The organism is Fictibacillus arsenicus (assembly GCF_001999465.1).
Classification (GTDB): Bacteria; Bacillota; Bacilli; order Bacillales; family Fictibacillaceae; genus Fictibacillus; species Fictibacillus arsenicus.
The window spans coordinates 1-17,792 of the sequence record NZ_MQMF01000005.1 but is presented as its reverse complement, the minus strand read 5'-3'; the positions used below and the strand labels follow the sequence as shown (position 1 = coordinate 17,792).

General features: G+C 39.5%; 14 protein-coding genes. 13 read left to right on the top strand and 1 reads right to left on the bottom strand.

The features are described from left to right. Positions 1 to 280 precede the first annotated feature (280 nt). From ahrC to spo0A, 4 genes are all read left to right on the top strand, one after another. The gene (gene ahrC / locus UN64_RS17535; protein ID WP_077365265.1) at positions 281 to 730 is read left to right on the top strand and encodes a transcriptional regulator AhrC/ArgR; all 450 of its coding nucleotides are present in this window, start codon (positions 281 to 283) and stop codon (positions 728 to 730) included. Positions 731 to 754: 24 nt separating this feature from the next. Continuing rightward, a complete protein-coding gene (gene recN, locus UN64_RS17530) occupies positions 755 to 2,446 on the top strand; it encodes a DNA repair protein RecN (RefSeq protein ID WP_077365263.1) in 1,692 nt (563 codons plus the stop codon). 136 nt (positions 2,447 to 2,582) lie between these two features. Further along, a complete protein-coding gene (gene spoIVB / locus UN64_RS17525; RefSeq protein ID WP_077365260.1) occupies positions 2,583 to 3,869 on the top strand; it encodes a SpoIVB peptidase in 1,287 nt (428 codons plus the stop codon). Between the two features lie 755 nt (positions 3,870 to 4,624). After that, positions 4,625 to 5,422, top strand: coding sequence for a sporulation transcription factor Spo0A (spo0A, locus tag UN64_RS17520; protein WP_077365436.1), 798 nt, complete (start codon positions 4,625 to 4,627; stop codon positions 5,420 to 5,422). 1,175 nt (positions 5,423 to 6,597) lie between these two features. Here spo0A and UN64_RS17515 read toward each other — a convergent pair. Beyond that, the gene (locus UN64_RS17515; RefSeq protein ID WP_077365257.1) at positions 6,598 to 6,834 is read right to left on the bottom strand and encodes a DUF2627 domain-containing protein; all 237 of its coding nucleotides are present in this window, start codon (positions 6,832 to 6,834) and stop codon (positions 6,598 to 6,600) included. A 99-nt stretch (positions 6,835 to 6,933) separates the two neighbouring features. Between UN64_RS17515 and UN64_RS17510 the strand changes: the two genes are divergently transcribed. From UN64_RS17510 to UN64_RS17470, 9 genes are all read left to right on the top strand, one after another. Further along, positions 6,934 to 9,033, top strand: coding sequence for a sigma 54-interacting transcriptional regulator (locus tag UN64_RS17510; protein WP_425590126.1), 2,100 nt, complete (start codon positions 6,934 to 6,936; stop codon positions 9,031 to 9,033). A 130-nt stretch (positions 9,034 to 9,163) separates the two neighbouring features. Further along, a complete protein-coding gene (yqiS, locus tag UN64_RS17505; RefSeq protein WP_077365255.1) occupies positions 9,164 to 10,075 on the top strand; it encodes a phosphate butyryltransferase in 912 nt (303 codons plus the stop codon). Positions 10,076 to 10,087: 12 nt separating this feature from the next. Further along, positions 10,088 to 11,188, top strand: coding sequence for a branched-chain amino acid dehydrogenase (gene bcd, locus UN64_RS17500; RefSeq protein WP_077365252.1), 1,101 nt, complete (start codon positions 10,088 to 10,090; stop codon positions 11,186 to 11,188). Between the two features lie 27 nt (positions 11,189 to 11,215). Then, positions 11,216 to 12,328, top strand: a complete 1,113-nt coding sequence (gene buk / locus UN64_RS17495; RefSeq protein WP_077365249.1) for a butyrate kinase — start codon at positions 11,216 to 11,218, stop codon at positions 12,326 to 12,328. A gap of 21 nt (positions 12,329 to 12,349) precedes the next feature. Further along, a complete protein-coding gene (lpdA, locus tag UN64_RS17490) occupies positions 12,350 to 13,771 on the top strand; it encodes a dihydrolipoyl dehydrogenase (RefSeq protein ID WP_077365246.1) in 1,422 nt (473 codons plus the stop codon). A 13-nt stretch (positions 13,772 to 13,784) separates the two neighbouring features. After that, a complete protein-coding gene (locus UN64_RS17485) occupies positions 13,785 to 14,777 on the top strand; it encodes a thiamine pyrophosphate-dependent dehydrogenase E1 component subunit alpha (protein WP_077365243.1) in 993 nt (330 codons plus the stop codon). Between the two features lie 14 nt (positions 14,778 to 14,791). Continuing rightward, a complete protein-coding gene (locus tag UN64_RS17480; protein ID WP_077365240.1) occupies positions 14,792 to 15,775 on the top strand; it encodes an alpha-ketoacid dehydrogenase subunit beta in 984 nt (327 codons plus the stop codon). A 19-nt stretch (positions 15,776 to 15,794) separates the two neighbouring features. Next, the gene (locus UN64_RS17475; protein WP_077365237.1) at positions 15,795 to 17,111 is read left to right on the top strand and encodes a dihydrolipoamide acetyltransferase family protein; all 1,317 of its coding nucleotides are present in this window, start codon (positions 15,795 to 15,797) and stop codon (positions 17,109 to 17,111) included. A 164-nt stretch (positions 17,112 to 17,275) separates the two neighbouring features. Next, the gene (locus UN64_RS17470; RefSeq protein WP_077365234.1) at positions 17,276 to 17,713 is read left to right on the top strand and encodes a BrxA/BrxB family bacilliredoxin; all 438 of its coding nucleotides are present in this window, start codon (positions 17,276 to 17,278) and stop codon (positions 17,711 to 17,713) included. Positions 17,714 to 17,792: the final 79 nt, after the last annotated feature.

The window sequence follows — 17,792 nt, the reverse complement described above, 5'->3', positions numbered from 1 at the left end:
GACCGCCTCATGGAAGTACCCTTGCTCCTGCGTCTACAAGTAAATGCTACAGATTTTAGCTTCCTGTCGCATGCCTAGCTAGAAGCTTCTCATGTGGTAGGCACGCACCTTCCACTCCAATCAACTTGTCAGTGAAGGAAAAAAAAACTACTTAAAAGCAACAATCTTTTAGAAAAGAGTCTTTTCTTTTTATTCCATTAATGAAAAATTTACATCCTATGCACAATAGTATAAGATAAAGGCAGAATGTGACAGTGTAAAAATTGAGGTGGATTTACTAGTGAATAAAGGACAGCGACATATTAAAATTCGAGAGATGATCAGCAATCATGATATTGAAACCCAAGATGATCTTGTTGAACTATTAAAGAAAGCAAACTTTAATGTTACGCAAGCGACGGTTTCGCGTGATATTAAAGAACTTCACCTTGTAAAAGTTCCCATGAATGACGGACGTTATAAATATAGTCTTCCGGCTGATCAGAGGTTCAACCCTCTTCAAAAGCTTCGGAGAACCCTGACAGACAGCTTCATAAGCATAGATCATGCCGATCATTTGATTATTATGAAGACCCTTCCAGGTAATGCAAATGCAATAGGTGCATTGATCGATAGGTTGGATTGGGAAGATCTTATGGGAACGATTTGCGGTGATGATACCATTTTAATCATTTGCCGTTCAAAAGATGTAAGTTCAGATATTTCGCAGCGCTTTTTAGATATGCTGTAAATCTTTTAATAAGGTGTGATGTACTTGTTAGCAGAATTAAATATTCGTAATTTTGCTATTATCGATTCTTTAAGCGTTTCTTTTAAAAAAGGGCTAACTGTTCTAACGGGGGAAACTGGTGCAGGAAAATCGATCATTATTGATGCAATAGGCCTCTTAATAGGAGGGCGCGGCTCAACTGAGTTCGTTCGTTATGGAACACAAAAAGCAGAAATCGAAGGATTATTCTACATTCTTGAGGACCATCGTGTTTACGAGAAATGTGAGGAAGTCGGGATAACCATAACGGATGAAATGGTTGTACTCAAACGTGATATAACTGAAAGTGGAAAAAGCATCTGCCGAGTAAACGGAAAGCTGGTCACACTTTCTGTATTAAAAGAAATTGGACAAGCCTTAGTTGATATTCACGGCCAACATGAAACTCAATATTTAATGCAGCCCGATAAACATCTATTCTTATTAGACAGTTTCGGTGACAAAGATTTTAAGAAAGAGCTCTTTACTTACGAAGAAGCATTTAAAGAATATAAAGATATAAGCAAACAGCTTTCTGAACTATCAAGAAATGAACAAGAGATCGCTCAGCGAATTGATTTATTAGAGTATCAATACGATGAAATTACTGGAGCAAATTTGCTCGAGGATGAAGATATTAAGCTTGAAGAAGAAAAAAGAATGCTCGGCAACTTTGAAAAAATTCATGGACACCTCCAGGACGCATATCACAGTCTTTATGGAGAAGGTAAAGGTCTTGAACTTATTTCAAGTGCCATGGCTGATTTTTCACAGGTAGCAGCACTGGATGAATCACTAAAGGCGGACGAAGAGCAATTTGGAAGCAGTTTCTACGTGCTTGAAGAACTGACGTACAAAATTCGCGATATGTTTGATTCATTGGAATATAATCCGGAAAGATTAAATAGCATCGAAATGCGTCTTGACGAAATAAGTAAACTGAAACGCAAATACGGTACTTCTGTAAAGGAAATCTTAAGTTATGGAGAAAAGGTCAAAAAGGAACTTGAACTTATTCAAAACAAAGATAACCATATAGAAGAACTTAAAATTAAGCAGTCAAAAATCATTTCGAAATTAGAGACTTCAGGTAAAAAGCTAACAAAAAGGCGATCAGAAACAGCGAAAACTTTAAAGAAAGCCATTCAGCAGCAGCTTAAAGAGCTTTACATGGAAAAAACAGAATTTGAGGTTGTGATGGATAGAACGGAAGATAATCAGTTCTTGAAGACAGGTATGGATTCTGTAGAATTCTTTATTTCTCCCAATCAAGGTGAGCCTTTGAAGCCTTTATCAAAAGTTGCTTCTGGCGGAGAACTATCCAGGGTAATTCTGGCTTTGAAAACCATTTTTTCTGAAAATCAAGGAATTACTGCTATTATCTTTGATGAAGTGGACACAGGAGTATCGGGACGAGTTGCTCAGGCTATTGCAGAGAAGATCTACCGTGTGTCAGTCGGTTCACAAGTGCTATGCATAAGCCATCTTCCTCAAGTTGCTGCTATGGCTGATACACATCTCCATATTTCAAAATCAACTCTCCAAGGCAGAACTGTGACAAAAGTGCTTTCTTTAAAGACTGATGAAAAAGTTCATGAAATCGGCAGGATGATTTCTGGTGTGGAAATTACTGATTTGACTAAACAGCACGCACAGGAATTGCTACAGCTAGCAGAGACCATAAAAAAATCATCTTAAAACATTTATGCATGAAAAAGCTATCCATTTAAGGAATAGCTTTTTCTTTTTTGCCGGTTATAATCTTAAGGTCCGTAGGCTAAATTAAAGGTACAGCCATGGTGAGGGTGTGAGCTTGGAGCGAGGAGAGTGAAAGATGTTTAAGGATTTACTTCGGCGAATGATCGGCGTTATTCTCCTTGGAAGTTTAGTGGGAATCGGTTTTTTGTCTCCAGTGCGTGATTATGTGAAACTGCCTGAATCTGTGACGATTTTTGAAGGACAAAATTCTATTCAGTCACTTCCTGCTGGTACATCGATTCAACAGGAAGAGAATGAAATTTATACAACAGCAATGGAAAGTGAAAAGATCGTTTCGATACAAGCCAAAACAAATGGTGATCATATGGCAACTCTCGAAGCAGGAAGTTTTCCCATTAAAAAGATGGATGTAAAAGTACTTTCCGATTTAAAGGTTGTACCCGGCGGACAATCTATAGGCGTAAAACTAAATACACTCGGAGTCCTTATTGTTGGTCATCATCTTGTGAATACAAGTACAGGTAAGCAGTCTCCAGGGGAAATTGCCGATATCCAGGTAGGAGATATTATTACCAAAATCAATGGAAAAGATATTAAAAAGATGGGCGATGTCAGCCCTTTTGTCAGAGAATCTGGGGAATCTCAAAAACCTCTTGATGTAACAATTATCAGAGACGGCAAATTCCTGCACAAAACGCTTAAACCCCTTCAGGATAAAAATGATCAGTCATATCGAATTGGATTGTACATTAGAGATTCTGCTGCTGGAGTCGGTACCCTTACTTTTTATGACCCAGCATCATTTAAATACGGAGCTTTAGGACATGTTATCTCAGACATGGATACCAAAAAGCCGATCAAAGTAAACAATGGCGAGATCTTAGGTTCGACAGTAACGTCGATTGAAAAAGGTTCGAATGGACATCCTGGAGAAAAATTAGCACGTTTCTCAAACGATCAACGAGTTTTAGGTGATATTTCAAAAAACAGCCCTTTTGGAATATTTGGAAGGTTAAACGATAAGATTTCTAACGGCAGCTGGAACAAGCCTCTGCCAATTGCATTGTCAGATCAAGTAAAAGAAGGTCCTGCAAAAATCCTTACCGTTGTTAACGGTTCAAAGGTAAGGGAATTTGATGTAGATGTAATCAGTTCTGTTCCGCAAAAGTTTCCAGCAACAAAAGGTATGGTAATTAAAATAACTGATCCTGAACTTTTAAAAATTACCGGTGGAATCGTTCAAGGTATGAGCGGAAGTCCAATCATTCAAAACGGAAGAATTATTGGTGCAGTAACACATGTATTTGTAAATGACCCGACTTCAGGATATGGTGTTCATATTGAGTGGATGCTTGATGAAGCTGGTATAAATATATACGAAGAAAGAAAACAGGCGAGCTGATGCAGTTGCCTGTTTTTTTTAAAATTTGTTGCTATTAGAAGTGGTTGATTTTTGAAAAAATAGTTGATTTCCGTTCTAGGTCGCTCGCTTTCCGTGGGGCGTGCGGTGAGCCTCCTGGCGCTTTGCGCCTTGAGGAGTCTCACCTTCAAGGAAGTAATATGCTCCTGCGTCTACAAGCAAATCCTGACGCGCGTTTTTCCTCGTCGCATGCCTTGCGAGAAGAGTATTCATGTAGTTGGCACGCACCTTGCACTTCAATCAACTTTTTCTACGAAGACAAAAACAACAATCTTTTGAAAGTGGTTACTTCTCTCTGCAGTTGCTCGGTTTTAAGCCCCCTCCGTACTGCGATCAATGAGTGGTCTCACCTGTCCGCTCGTCCTGAAGGAGTCTCGCCCTTCTGCTCCAATTAACTATTCAAAGAAGAACTTTTGAAAATCTCTTATTAGCCAACAACTTTCAGAAAAGAAGCTTTTATAGCCTGATTATAATATCTAATGAAAAGGTTTTCTTTATTGTTTAGACATCTTTAACAAAATTTTGTATAATGGAAGTTGTAAAGAAAATTCGACAAAATTATGTGTCTACATACTAATAACTGTCGAAATTCGAAGTAAATTGAAGAAAACAGCTTTTTCTACAACAAAAATAAAATAATTTTAAAAAATTTAAAACAAAATAAAGGGATTTAAGTTTTATTGTTGAAATCTTACATTGGGAAAAACAAGAAATTGTTGGATGGGGAGGAATTAATGGTGCAAAAAGTTAAAGTGTGTCTAGCTGATGATAATCGTGAATTAATTAGTCTTTTGAGGGAATATCTTTCAAGTCAAGATGACATGGAAGTAATTGGGGTAGCTTATAACGGTCAAGAATGTCTTTCCGTTTTAGAAAATAAAAATCCTGATGTACTCGTACTCGATATTATCATGCCGCATTTAGACGGATTAGCTGTTTTAGAAAAAATCAGATCAAGTGATGATCTGCCTCAGCCTAATGTAATAATGCTAACTGCTTTTGGACAAGAAGATGTAACGAAAAAAGCTGTTGATCTTGGAGCTTCTTATTTTATTTTAAAACCATTTGATATGGATAATTTAGCTAGTCAGATCCGCCAGATTTGCGGATCAGAGAAAACAACAGTTCAGCGTGCATCCGGAAATAATCGAAGCAGTTTCCAATCAATAAATAAACCGCGTAATCTAGACGCAAGTATAACAAGCATCATCCATGAAATCGGAGTTCCTGCTCATATAAAAGGTTATATGTACTTAAGAGAAGCTATCTCAATGGTATACAACGATATCGAATTATTAGGATCAATTACAAAAGTATTGTATCCTGATATCGCTAAAAAGTTTAACACCACGTCAAGCCGTGTTGAACGCGCGATCCGCCATGCGATCGAAGTAGCTTGGAGCCGAGGCAACATCGACAGCATCTCTTCTCTATTCGGCTACACAGTATCCATGTCTAAAGCGAAACCGACGAACAGTGAATTCATTGCGATGGTCGCTGATAAACTGAGAATCGAACATAAGGCGATGGCATAACGCATAACCACGCTAGTTTGACGTTAGCTTATACGGAAGTTTGCCCGAAAGTTTATCGGAACCTCCGTAAATCATTCCGATAAGTTAACCATCCATAATACCGATAAAGTTGTCCGAAGTTTACAACCATTAGTATCTAAATACCGAAAATAATCGAATATATTTCGTTAAGAGACCGCCAGGGTATTGGCGGTCTTTTTGCGTAAACTAATATTACGATTTCGAAATTAAATGAAAGCAGCATACGAAAGACAACGTAAGAAGACGGAGGGAATATGGAACGATATATAACGCATTAACATCGTTTAACATATGCGATTTATTCCGGTGCTAATATGTCATATCACCAACTGCACGCAACCAGCCGACGCGACCCTCAGTAACCTCACCTTTCAGATACCTTTATGCAGTATTCTATGAGCGTATTATTTACCGCGCGCGGAGATAATCCGCGTTCACCGTCCGGACTCGTAGGGTGATCGTCCCACCGGCATTTTTCGAACGAGATATATTCGATATATTCACGAGCAATACTACCGTCTACATAATCGTAGCTTCTCTCTTTAAGCCATCTGTTAAACGCTCGATACGTTTAAGATCCTCTCACTACGTTTCTGCAACCGTTTAGCGGCGGTAAACAACGCGATGCATTCGTTAAGGTTTAGCGTTAGTTTGTGGCTAGCTTTTCGTTTCATAAATCCGTATTTTTGCATGATATTGCACGTCTCCTTTTACGAAGAATTTTTGGTAAAGGTTCGGACTAATTTCTATAATGTTTATTGGAAGGAGGGAAATTCGGTTAGCTTAGCGTTAAGTTGTTTAACGTAAGTTTAGCGGAGGTTATAGCGTTCAGAACAGTGAGTTCATTGCGATGGTCGCTGATAAACTGAGAATTGAACACAAAGCTGGATAATATAGAAAGAGCTAACTCGTTTGAGTTAGTTCTTTTTCCGTTTTACAGTACTTGTTCTATAAATTTGGCTCTGCTCACCGCACGCCCCGTGGAAAGCGAGCATCCTGGAGCGGAAATCAACCGCTTTCAAAAGCAACAAAGTATGCGAAAACAGCCTTTAATTTTACACGCTCGCTCAGAAATCTTTATGTGTATGTGCGATTAACATACATAATATTACGCTCAATTTAAAATAACCAGCCAACTTCTCTAAGTGGTCTGGTTATTTTTTCTTAAACTTTAATTGTACTTTATTTCTTTTTCGATCACGGTAAAATATAAATCCCCCAACAAAGGCCAATCCAGCCGAAAAACTGATAAATCCTGCGATAAACTGAAGCCATAAAACGGGGAAAGGAAATTGCAATACTCCGAATAACGTATCTCTCATCCATTTAATGCCCATTACGGCCATGATACCAGGAATCAAAACGATTACTAATGCTGCATACCTGCTCATGATTGTTTCACTCCTCTACATGTATTGTACATAAAGTTTATTTTATTGTCGATGAAATTACAGTTTGCAAACCCTTTCATGCTACGGTATGATAAATGTGTGAAAAATATTGCACATCCACTTTACATAGAATTTGGAGGGGTATTGTTGCAAACTGTATTGTTAATGACCGCTCCTGAAGAAACAAAGAAGATTCTTCGTTTAATAAAGTCTTTAAGCTTTTTTGAACTTATAGGGGTTTTTGTTTCTGAAATAGGTGCAGAAAAAACGGATGATGATGTGGCTGTTTTCTCATATTCATCTCCACCTAAGCTTGAGGCGAATTATGTAGTCTATTCACCTTCAAATAAAAAAATAGCCCATCAGCTGCAGGAAGATGTTTATCATGAATCAGACATTATTTCAGATTCTCAATTTTATAAGATAGCAAATCAACTTAAACAATCTAAGGATGCTGAAGCAAATCTTCAGCAATTCAGAACGATTTTAGATAATACTCATGACGGTATGATCGTTATTGATCAAAGACTAAACATCACTATTTTTAATAAAAGTGCCGAAAGAATGACGGGGCTATCTGCTGTTGAAGCAATAGGCAGATCTATTCTGGAAGTCATGCCAAACAGCCAGCTTCCAAGAGTCTTGGATTCAGGAATTGAGGAAGTAAACCAAGAACAGATTCTTGCTAACGGTACAAAAATTTATACCACAAGAACGCCGATCTTAGATCAGTCTGGAAGGAAACATGGTGCATTTGCTGTTTTTAAAGATATAACTGAAATCGTAGACCTTGCAGAAGAAGTTACAAATTTAAAAAGTATTCAAATTATGCTTAGTTCAATTATCAATTCATCAGAGGAAGCTATATCTGTTGTGGATGAAGAAGGAAAAGGGATTATGATAAATCCTGCTTACACAAAACTTACTGGCTACACAGCAGAGCAGGTGATTGGAAAGCCAGCAACAACAGATATTTCTGAAGGTGAAAGTATTCATATGCAAGTTTTAAGGACGAGGAAACCAGTGAGGGGAGCCAGACTTAGGGTTGGTCCTAAAAGAAAAGATGTAATCGTTAATGTCGCGCCAATTATTGTTGATGGATTATTAAAAGGCAGCGTTGGTGTGATTCATGACGTTTCTGAGATAAAAGGCTTAACTGAGGAATTGAATAGGGCAAGGCAGATTATCCGTACACTTGAAGCTAAATATTCTTTTGAAGACATAATAGGTGAATCAGATGAGATGAAGTTTGCGGTTGATCAAGCAAAGCTAGCAGCTTCAACACCTGCAACTGTCCTGCTGCGCGGCGAATCAGGTACTGGAAAAGAACTTTTTGCTCATGCGATCCATAACGCGAGTGACAGGAAGTTCAATAAATTTATAAGGGTCAATTGTGCAGCACTCTCAGAATCTCTCTTAGAAAGTGAGCTTTTCGGCTATGTAGAAGGAGCATTTTCAGGCGCTTTAAGAGGCGGTAAAAGAGGTCTCTTTGAAGAAGCTAACGGAGGAAGTATCTTTTTAGATGAAGTGGGAGAGCTTTCACAGAATACTCAAGCTAAACTGCTGCGTGTATTACAAGAAAATGAAATTAGACGAGTTGGAGGCACAAAAGCGATTCCCATAAACGTCAGAGTTATTGCGGCAACGAACGTAAACCTTGAAAAGATGATAGCTGATGGCACTTTCAGACAGGATCTGTATTACCGTTTAAACCGGATGCCGATTTATATTCCGCCACTTCGAGCAAGGAATAGCGATATTTTAATGCTGGCAAATCATCTTTTACAAAAACTGAATCAGGATTACGGACGAAATATTGACACTATAAGCAGTGACGCGGAAGATTTCCTGCTTCAATATCATTGGCCGGGAAATGTTAGAGAACTTGAAAATGTTTTGGGCCGGGCGATCATTCACATGAGTCATACAGATTCAATTATTAACCGGGAACATATTTCGCTGCTTCAGCAGACTAATCATAACAAGCCAAATTCAGACTCGGACGGGTCTTTTAACGAATCAACGGAAGAAATCACTTTAGCAGAACAGATGGATAAGTTTGAAATGACCATTTTAACAGATGCTATAAACAGATATAAAGGCAATAAAACGAAAACCGCAAAAGCTCTAGGAATCTCATTGCGTAATTTTTATTATAAACTTGAAAAATACGGCTTAGATGATAAGGTGCGCAAATAATTTCATGCAAAAAGTTGCGTGTTTTTTGCAAAGTATTGCAAAAACCTGCTCTTTTTATATTGAAAACTTATGAATTAACTTGGCATGAAACTTGCATAGTTATTATGTGTGCTTAACAAGGGGGGATAACATGCTTTTGGAAGACTTGGTCAGCCAAGCCAAAAATCAGCAAGTGAAACCAGTCATCGCAGTGGCAGAAGCAGGCGATCAAGAAGTAATGGAAAGTGTTTTACGTGCTTATAAAGAGGGCATTGCTCATTTTATATTATTTGGAAATGGGGAAGTAATTTCTGACTGGCTAGAAAAGAATACAAACGATTCTACACCTGGAATTGAAATTGTTTCAACAAATACGGCGACAGCGGCAACAGATGCTGTAAAAGCAGTGCATGATGGGAAAGCGGATATTTTGATGAAAGGACTCGTTTCTACCTCTGTACTCTTAAAAGCTGTATTAAATAAAGAATTTGGTTTAAGGACAGGTAAAGTTCTGTCACACGTAGCCGCGTTTGAGATCTCTGGATACGACAGACTGATCTTTGTTACAGATGCAGCAATGAATATCAACCCTGACCTTAACCAGAAGAGTCAAATACTGCAAAATGCAATAGACTTTGTGCAGCAAACAGGTGTAGCTCAGCCTAAAACGGCCGTTTTAGCTGCAGTAGAAACTGTTAATCCTGCCATGCAAGCGACTCTGGATGCTGCCAGTCTTACTGTCATGAATCTAAGAAACCAAATTACTGGCGGAATTGTGGAGGGACCTTTAGCTCTTGATAATGCCATCTCGATGGAAGCGGCAGCACATAAAGAAATCTCAGGAAAAGTAGCAGGGAAAGCGGATATTTTACTTGTACCGACCATTGAAACGGGCAACATTTTATACAAATCACTCATTTATTTTGCCCGTGCAAAAGTTGGAGCAGTCATTTGCGGTGCTAAAGCGCCAATTGTCCTAACTTCAAGAGCTGATTCTTCTGAGAGTAAATACCTCTCAATTGCTTTGGCTGTGAAATCTGTCATCACTGATAAGAAACTTTAGGAGGAATACAAAATGGAAATTTTCAAATATATGGAGACTTACGATTACGAACAAATGGTGATCTGCCAAGATAAACAATCTGGATTAAAAGCGATTATCTGTATCCATGACACGACATTAGGTCCTGCTCTAGGCGGAACAAGAATGTGGACATATGATTCTGAAGATGCAGCAATCGAAGATGCATTGAGACTTGCAAGAGGAATGACTTACAAAAATGCTGCAGCTGGTTTGAACCTTGGCGGAGGGAAAACAGTTATTATCGGAGACCCTAAGAAAGATAAAAACGAAGAAATGTTCCGTGCATTCGGACGCTACATCCAAGGTCTAAATGGCCGTTATATTACAGCAGAAGATGTGGGTACAACTGTTGAAGATATGGATCTAATCTATCAGGAAACACCATTTGTAACAGGTGTTTCACCAGCGTTTGGTTCAAGTGGAAATCCTTCTCCAGTAACAGCTTATGGTGTTTATCGCGGTATGAAAGCAGCAGCTATGGAAGCGTTCGGAACAGATACGTTAGAAGGAAAAGTAATCGCCGTTCAAGGTGTAGGACATGTTGCTTATACACTTTGTAAACACCTTCATGAAGAAGGGGCTTCTCTCATTGTGACGGATATCAACAAAGAAGCTGTACAGCGTGCTGTTGAAGATTTCGGCGCTAAAGCTGTAGACATCGATGATATTTATAGTGTTGACTGCGATATTTTTGCTCCATGTGCACTTGGTGCGATCATTAATGATGACACGATCTCAAAGATTAAAGCCAAGGTTATTGCAGGTGCTGCAAACAACCAGCTAAAAGAAACAAGACATGGTGATGCTCTCCATGAAATGGGTATTGTTTATGCTCCAGATTATGTAATCAATGCTGGCGGAGTAATAAATGTTGCTGACGAACTTAATGGCTACAACCGAGAAAGAGCACTTAAGAAAGTTGAAACCATTTATGACAATATTGCAAGTGTTATTGAAATTTCTAAGCGCGATAACATTCCTACTTACCTTGCAGCTGACCGTCTTGCTGAAGAGCGCATCGAGCGAATGAGAAAATCAAGAAGTCAATTTTTATTAAATGAACGACACATTCTGTCAAGCCGAACTCGCTAAGAGTTTGTATTAATGGAGGTTTGAAACGTGCATCAAAAAGAATTTCGCATACTAGTGATCAATCCGGGCTCAACCTCTACCAAGATAGGTATTTTTGATAATGAACGGCCTGTTTTTGAAAAAACAATAAGACATGATATAGATACCATTAATCAATTCGATTCTGTTATTGATCAATATACGTTTAGAAAAGAAACCATTCTAGAGGCATTGCATTATGAAGGAATTAACATTTCAAAATTAAGCTGTGTGGTTGGCCGCGGAGGGTTATTAAGACCAATCGAAGGTGGAACTTACAGCGTCAACGAACCAATGCTTCATGATCTGAAAACAGGCTTTAATGGAGAACATGCCTCTAATCTAGGCGGTATCCTAGCTTATGAGATCGCAGAAGGATTAAATATTCCCTCATTTATTGTAGATCCTGTTGTAGTTGATGAAATGGATGAGATTGCTCGTATATCAGGTGTACCTGATATCGAACGAAAAAGTATATTTCATGCGTTAAATCAAAAAGCGGTAGCAAGAAGAGTATCAAAAATGCTCGATAAATCCTATGAATCACTTCGTCTCATTGTTGTACACATGGGAGGAGGGATTACGGTAGGAGTTCACAAAAACGGACGGGTAATTGATGTAAACAATGGCCTGCATGGTGAAGGACCTTTTTCCCCTGAACGTGCAGGTACAGTGCCAATCGGTGATTTAGTATCTCTTTGTTTCTCTGGCGAATATTACGCGGATGAAGTAATGAAAAAGCTCGTGGGACAAGGAGGACTTGTTGCTTATCTGGGAACTAATGATGCAAGAACAGTGGAAGAGAAAATTGAGAACGGCGATGAAAGAGCTGCACTTATTTATAATGCAATGGCTTATCAAGTCGCTAAAGAAATTGGATCCGCGAGTACGGTCCTTCACGGTCAAGTTGATGCGATCGTTCTAACAGGCGGGCTAGCTTTTGGCAAAGAATTTGTCAAAAAAATAACAGATCGTGTTGAGTGGATTTCTGATTGTATCATTCAGCCTGGAGAGAATGAACTTCAAGCGTTAGCAGAAGGCGGACTTCGTGTTTTAAGGAATGAAGAGAAGGCGAAGGAATATCCAGGAGGGAAGACTCCTGCAGAATTGCCGCTGGATTAACAGCAAAAGGAGATATGAGCGATGTCAAAAGATTTTGATTTGGTCATAATGGGCGGAGGAACAGGCGGCTATGTAGCCGCCATCCGTGCTGCTCAATTAGGTAAAACGGTTGCAGTTGTTGAAAAAGGTAAGCTTGGCGGAACATGTCTGCATAGAGGCTGTATTCCGAGTAAAGCATTGTTGAGAAGTGCTGAAGTCTACAAAACAGCTAAAAAAGCTGCTGACTTCGGTGTAGATATAGAAGGATTAGGTCTTAATTTTTCAAAAATGCAGGAACGAAAGCAATCGATTGTCAATCAGCTTCATATGGGCGTTCAAAGCCTTATGAAAAAAGGTAAAATAGAAGTTTACGAAGGAACAGGGCGCATTCTTGGACCTTCTATCTTTTCTCCAATGCCAGGAACTGTATCAGTAGAGTTTAATGACGGCACAGAGAACGAGATTTTAATCCCGCAAAATGTAATCGTTGCCACAGGATCTAGACCGCGTTCTTTACCGGGGTTAGAAATTGACGGTAAATATGTTATGTCAAGTGACGAAGCTCTTGAGATGGAAACACTTCCGGCATCTATCATTATTGTTGGAGGCGGAGTCATTGGAATCGAATGGGCTTCTATGCTAAATGACCTTGGAGTTGAAGTAACTGTATTAGAATATGCAGATAGAATCGTACCTACCGAGGACGAAGAAATCTCTAAAGAAGCGGCTCGTGTGTTAAAGAAAAAAGGCATTAAACTTGTTACATCTGCAAAAGTACTTCCTGATACGTTAGAAACAGGAAATGGCGTTATGATCTCTGCGGAACATAAAGGGGAAACGAAACAGTTTTCAGCTGAAAAAATGCTCGTTTCTGTTGGCCGACAAGCGAATACAGAAGGAATTGGCTTAGAGAACACCACCATAAAAGTTGAAAACGGATACATTCAGACGAATGAGTATTTCCAAACTGCTGAAAGTCATATTTATGCCATTGGAGATGTTATCGGAGGCCTTCAGCTGGCACATGTAGCTTCTCACGAAGGAATAACAGCTGTAGAACACCTTTGTAATTTAAAGCCGGAGCCGATTAATTACGACAATATCTCAAAGTGTATTTACTCGAGTCCAGAAATGGCTAGCGTAGGTCTGACAGAAAAACAAGCGAAAGATCAAGGCTTCAATGTTAAAGTTGGAAAGTTTCCATTTAAAGCGATAGGAAAAGCGCTTGTATACGGAGAAAGCGACGGATTTGTAAAAATCGTAGCAGACAAAGATACAGAAGATCTTCTCGGGGTACATATGATTGGTCCTCATGTTACAGATATGATCTCTGAAGCAGGACTGGCGAAAGTACTAGATGCAACACCATGGGAGATTGCACATACGATCCATCCGCACCCTTCTCTTTCAGAAGTTTTTGGTGAAGCTGGATTAGCAGTTGAAGGAAAAGCAATTCATTTTTAAGGGGGTAAAAATAATGGCAGAAACACGTCATGAACAATTAGGTTTGACGAATGAAGATGTTATCCATATGTTTAAAACTATGCTTTTAGCAAGAAAGATTGATGAGCGCATGTGGTTATTAAACCGCGCTGGTAAAATTCCTTTTGTTATCTCATGCCAAGGTCAAGAAGCTGCTCAAGTGGGTGCAGCTATGGCACTTGATAACGAAAAAGACTATGTACTGCCTTACTATCGTGATATGGGTGTTGTATTGCAGTTTGGAATGACTGCGAAAGATCTAATGCTATCCGGATTTGCAAAAGCGGAAGACCCAAACAGCGGCGGGCGTCAGATGCCAGGTCACTTCGGCTCTAAAAAGCTTCGAATTGCGACAGGTTCATCTCCTGTTACTACACAAGTTCCTCACGCTGTAGGTATTGCATTAGGCGGAAGAATGGAAGGTAAAGATATTGTAACGTTTACTACGTTTGGAGAGGGATCTTCTAACCAAGGAGATTTTCATGAAGGTGCAAATTTTGCCTCTGTTCATAAACTGCCTGTTATCTTTATGTGCGAAAACAATAAGTATGCGATTTCAGTTCCAATTTCAAAACAATTGGCTTGTGTGAACGTTTCTGATCGTGCGATTGGATACGGTATGCCGGGTGTAACAGTTGACGGAAACGATCCTTTGGCAGTTTATGAAGCTGTAAAAGAAGCAGCTGACCGCGGAAGAAGAGGTGAAGGTCCTACACTTATTGAAACGGTTGCTTATCGTTTAACACCTCACTCTTCTGATGACGATGATCGTGCATACAGAACACGTGAAGAAGTAGAGGAAGCAAAAGCAAAAGATCCGATTCATACGTTTGCTGCATACTTAAGAGAGAATGGAATTTTAACGGAAGAGTTAGAGAAACAGATCACTGAAGATATCCAAAAAGAAGTGGATGAAGCTACAGAATACGCAGAGAACGCAAAATACGCTGATGCTGAAAGTGCGCTTCTGCATGTTTACGCAGAGTAAAGGGGGAAAACGAGATGCCGGTAATTTCATATATTGATGCTGTAACGCATGCGATCCGCGAAGAGATGCAGCGTGATAAAAAAGTTTTCGTTGTAGGAGAAGATGTTGGGGTACGCGGAGGAGTTTTTCGTGCAACTACTGGTTTAATCGAAGAATTTGGTGAGGAAAGAGTAATTGATGCACCACTTGCGGAATCTGCAATCGCTGGTGTAGGAATTGGTGCAGCTATGTATGGGATGCGTCCGATCGCAGAAATGCAATTTGCTGATTTCATCATGCCAGCTGTAAACCAAATTGTTTCGGAAGCTGCTAAAATCCGTTATCGTTCAAATAATGACTGGTCTTGTCCGATTACCATTCGCGCTCCTTATGGCGGCGGTGTACATGGTGCTCTTTATCATTCTCAGTCAGTTGAAGCGTTGTTTGCTAATGTTCCAGGTTTAAAGATTGTTATGCCTTCAACACCTTATGACGTAAAAGGTCTATTAAAGGCAGCAATCCGTGATGAGGACCCTGTTTTATTCTTTGAACATAAGCGTGCATACCGCTTAATTAAAGGGGAAGTTCCAGAAGAAGAGTACACGCTGGAGATCGGAAAAGCAGATGTTAAACGTGATGGTGATGACATTACGGTAATTACATATGGACTTTGTGTTCATTTCGCATTACAGGCTGCTGAAAAGTTAGAAAAAGACGGGATTTCTGCTCATATCCTAGATCTTCGTACTGTTTATCCATTGGATAAAGAAGCAATCATTGAAGCTGCTTCTAAGACCGGGAAAGTACTTCTTGTTACAGAAGATAACAAAGAAGGAAGCATCATGAGTGAAGTTGCAGCGATTATTGCTGAAAACTGCTTGTTTGAATTAGATGCACCGATTCAGCGTCTTGCTGGTCCTGATGTTCCAGCAATGCCATATGCACCGACTATGGAAAAACACTTTATGGTGAATCCTGATAAGGTAGAAAAAGCAATGAGAGATCTTGCGGCATTTTAACAAAAAGGAGGGAACTTAAATGGCTACAGAACAAATCACAATGCCTCAACTCGGGGAAAGTGTAACAGAAGGAACGATAAGTAAATGGCTTGTACAGCCTGGTGATACAGTAAAGAAATATGATCCTCTAGCTGAAGTGATGACGGATAAAGTTAATGCTGAAGTCCCTTCATCATTTAGCGGCACAATTAAAGAACTTGTTGCTGGAGAAGGAGATACTCTTTCTGTAGGTGAACTAATCTGCTATATCGATACTGAAGAAGGAAGCAGTTCAGCTGAACCTGCTCCTGCTAAAAAAGAAGAAAAAACGGCTGATAAAGCACCTGCTCCAACGAGTAATGCAGCAGCCGCTCCTAAAAAAGATACAGCTGCACGAGGCCGTTATTCGCCAGCTGTTGTACGAATGGCGTCTGAGCACGGAATTGACTTGAGCCAAGTTGAAGGAACAGGTCAAAGCGGAAGAATTACAAGAAAAGATCTGCAGCAGATTATCGATTCTGGTCAGATTCCAACTGCAGACAACAAACCAGCAGCTGCATCGGCTCCAGCAGTTTCTGAAATTAAACAAGAAGCTATTTCACAGTCAAAAGAAACTGCATCAGGCTTAAAACCAATCCCTGTTGAATCTATGCCTGGCGATGTGGAAATCCCTGTTACAGGTATCCGTAAAGCGATCGCTCAAAACATGGTTCGTTCAAAACACGAAGCACCGCATGCTTGGACGATGGTTGAAGTTGATGTTACAAATCTTGTGGAATACCGTAATTCTGTAAAGGGTGATTTTAAATCAAAAGAAGGCTATAACATTACTTTCTTGCCATTCTTTATTAAAGCAGTAGTAGAATCGCTAAAAGAATTTCCGCAATTGAATTCTATGTGGGCTGGAGATAAGATCATCCAGAAGAAGGATATTAATATCTCAATCGCAGTGGCTACTGATGATGCACTGTATGTGCCAGTAATCAAGAATGCAGATGAGAAGTCGATCAAGGGAATCGCTCGTGATGTTAAAGAGCTTGCTGATAAAGTAAGAACGAATAAACTTTCAGGCGATGATATGAAAGGCGGCACATTTACAGTAAACAATACAGGCTCTTTTGGATCTGTTATGTCAACGCCAATCATTAACTACCCGCAGGCGGCAATTCTTTCAGTTGAATCCATTGTGAAGCGTCCCGTAGTAATGAACAATGGGATGATTGCAGTACGTGATATGGTAAACCTTTGCCTATCACTTGATCACCGTGTACTTGACGGACTTGTTTGCGGACGTTTCTTAGCACGTGTAAAAGAACGTCTTGAAAACATGACAAAAGAAAACACATCAATTTATTAAAAAATATTAAAAAAGTGGTTTATGCAGGTTTGAAACAGGGTAGAGTTTAACATCAACACCTCCAAACCCCATAACCCCCTAAGAAAAATGCCGTAAGTGTTACGGCATTTTTCTTTTTTATATTTCTTTTTTTGAGTACAATAAGAAGGAAAGGAGCTGACGAAATGAACTTTCAATTCAATTTATTTAACGATGTTGTAGAAACGGCTCGCAAAGAAATGGCCGAAGCTGGCTATACACAGCTTTTTAAGCCGGAGGATGTAGAAGAAGCGTTTAGTAACAAAGGTACAACACTTGTGATGATTAATTCCGTTTGCGGATGTGCAGGAGGAATCGCACGTCCAGCGGCTTCATTTTCAGTAAAACAAGAGGTTCGTCCAGATCATCTCGTTACTGTTTTTGCTGGTCAGGATAAAGAAGCAACTGAAAAAGCACGTTCTTACTTTACAGGGTATCCTCCATCATCGCCTTCATTTGCTCTATTAAAAGACGGAGAGATTCAAATGATGGTTGAACGCCATGAGATCGAAGGACATGAACCAATGGAAGTTGTAAATAAATTAAGAAGCGCTTTTGAAGAATATTGCAAAAAGGAAGCGTAAAAACGGTGATAAGCTGTCTCTTATAAATGAGGCAGCTTATTTTTTTGTATTTAGAGCTCATAAATCAAGGCGCAGCCGA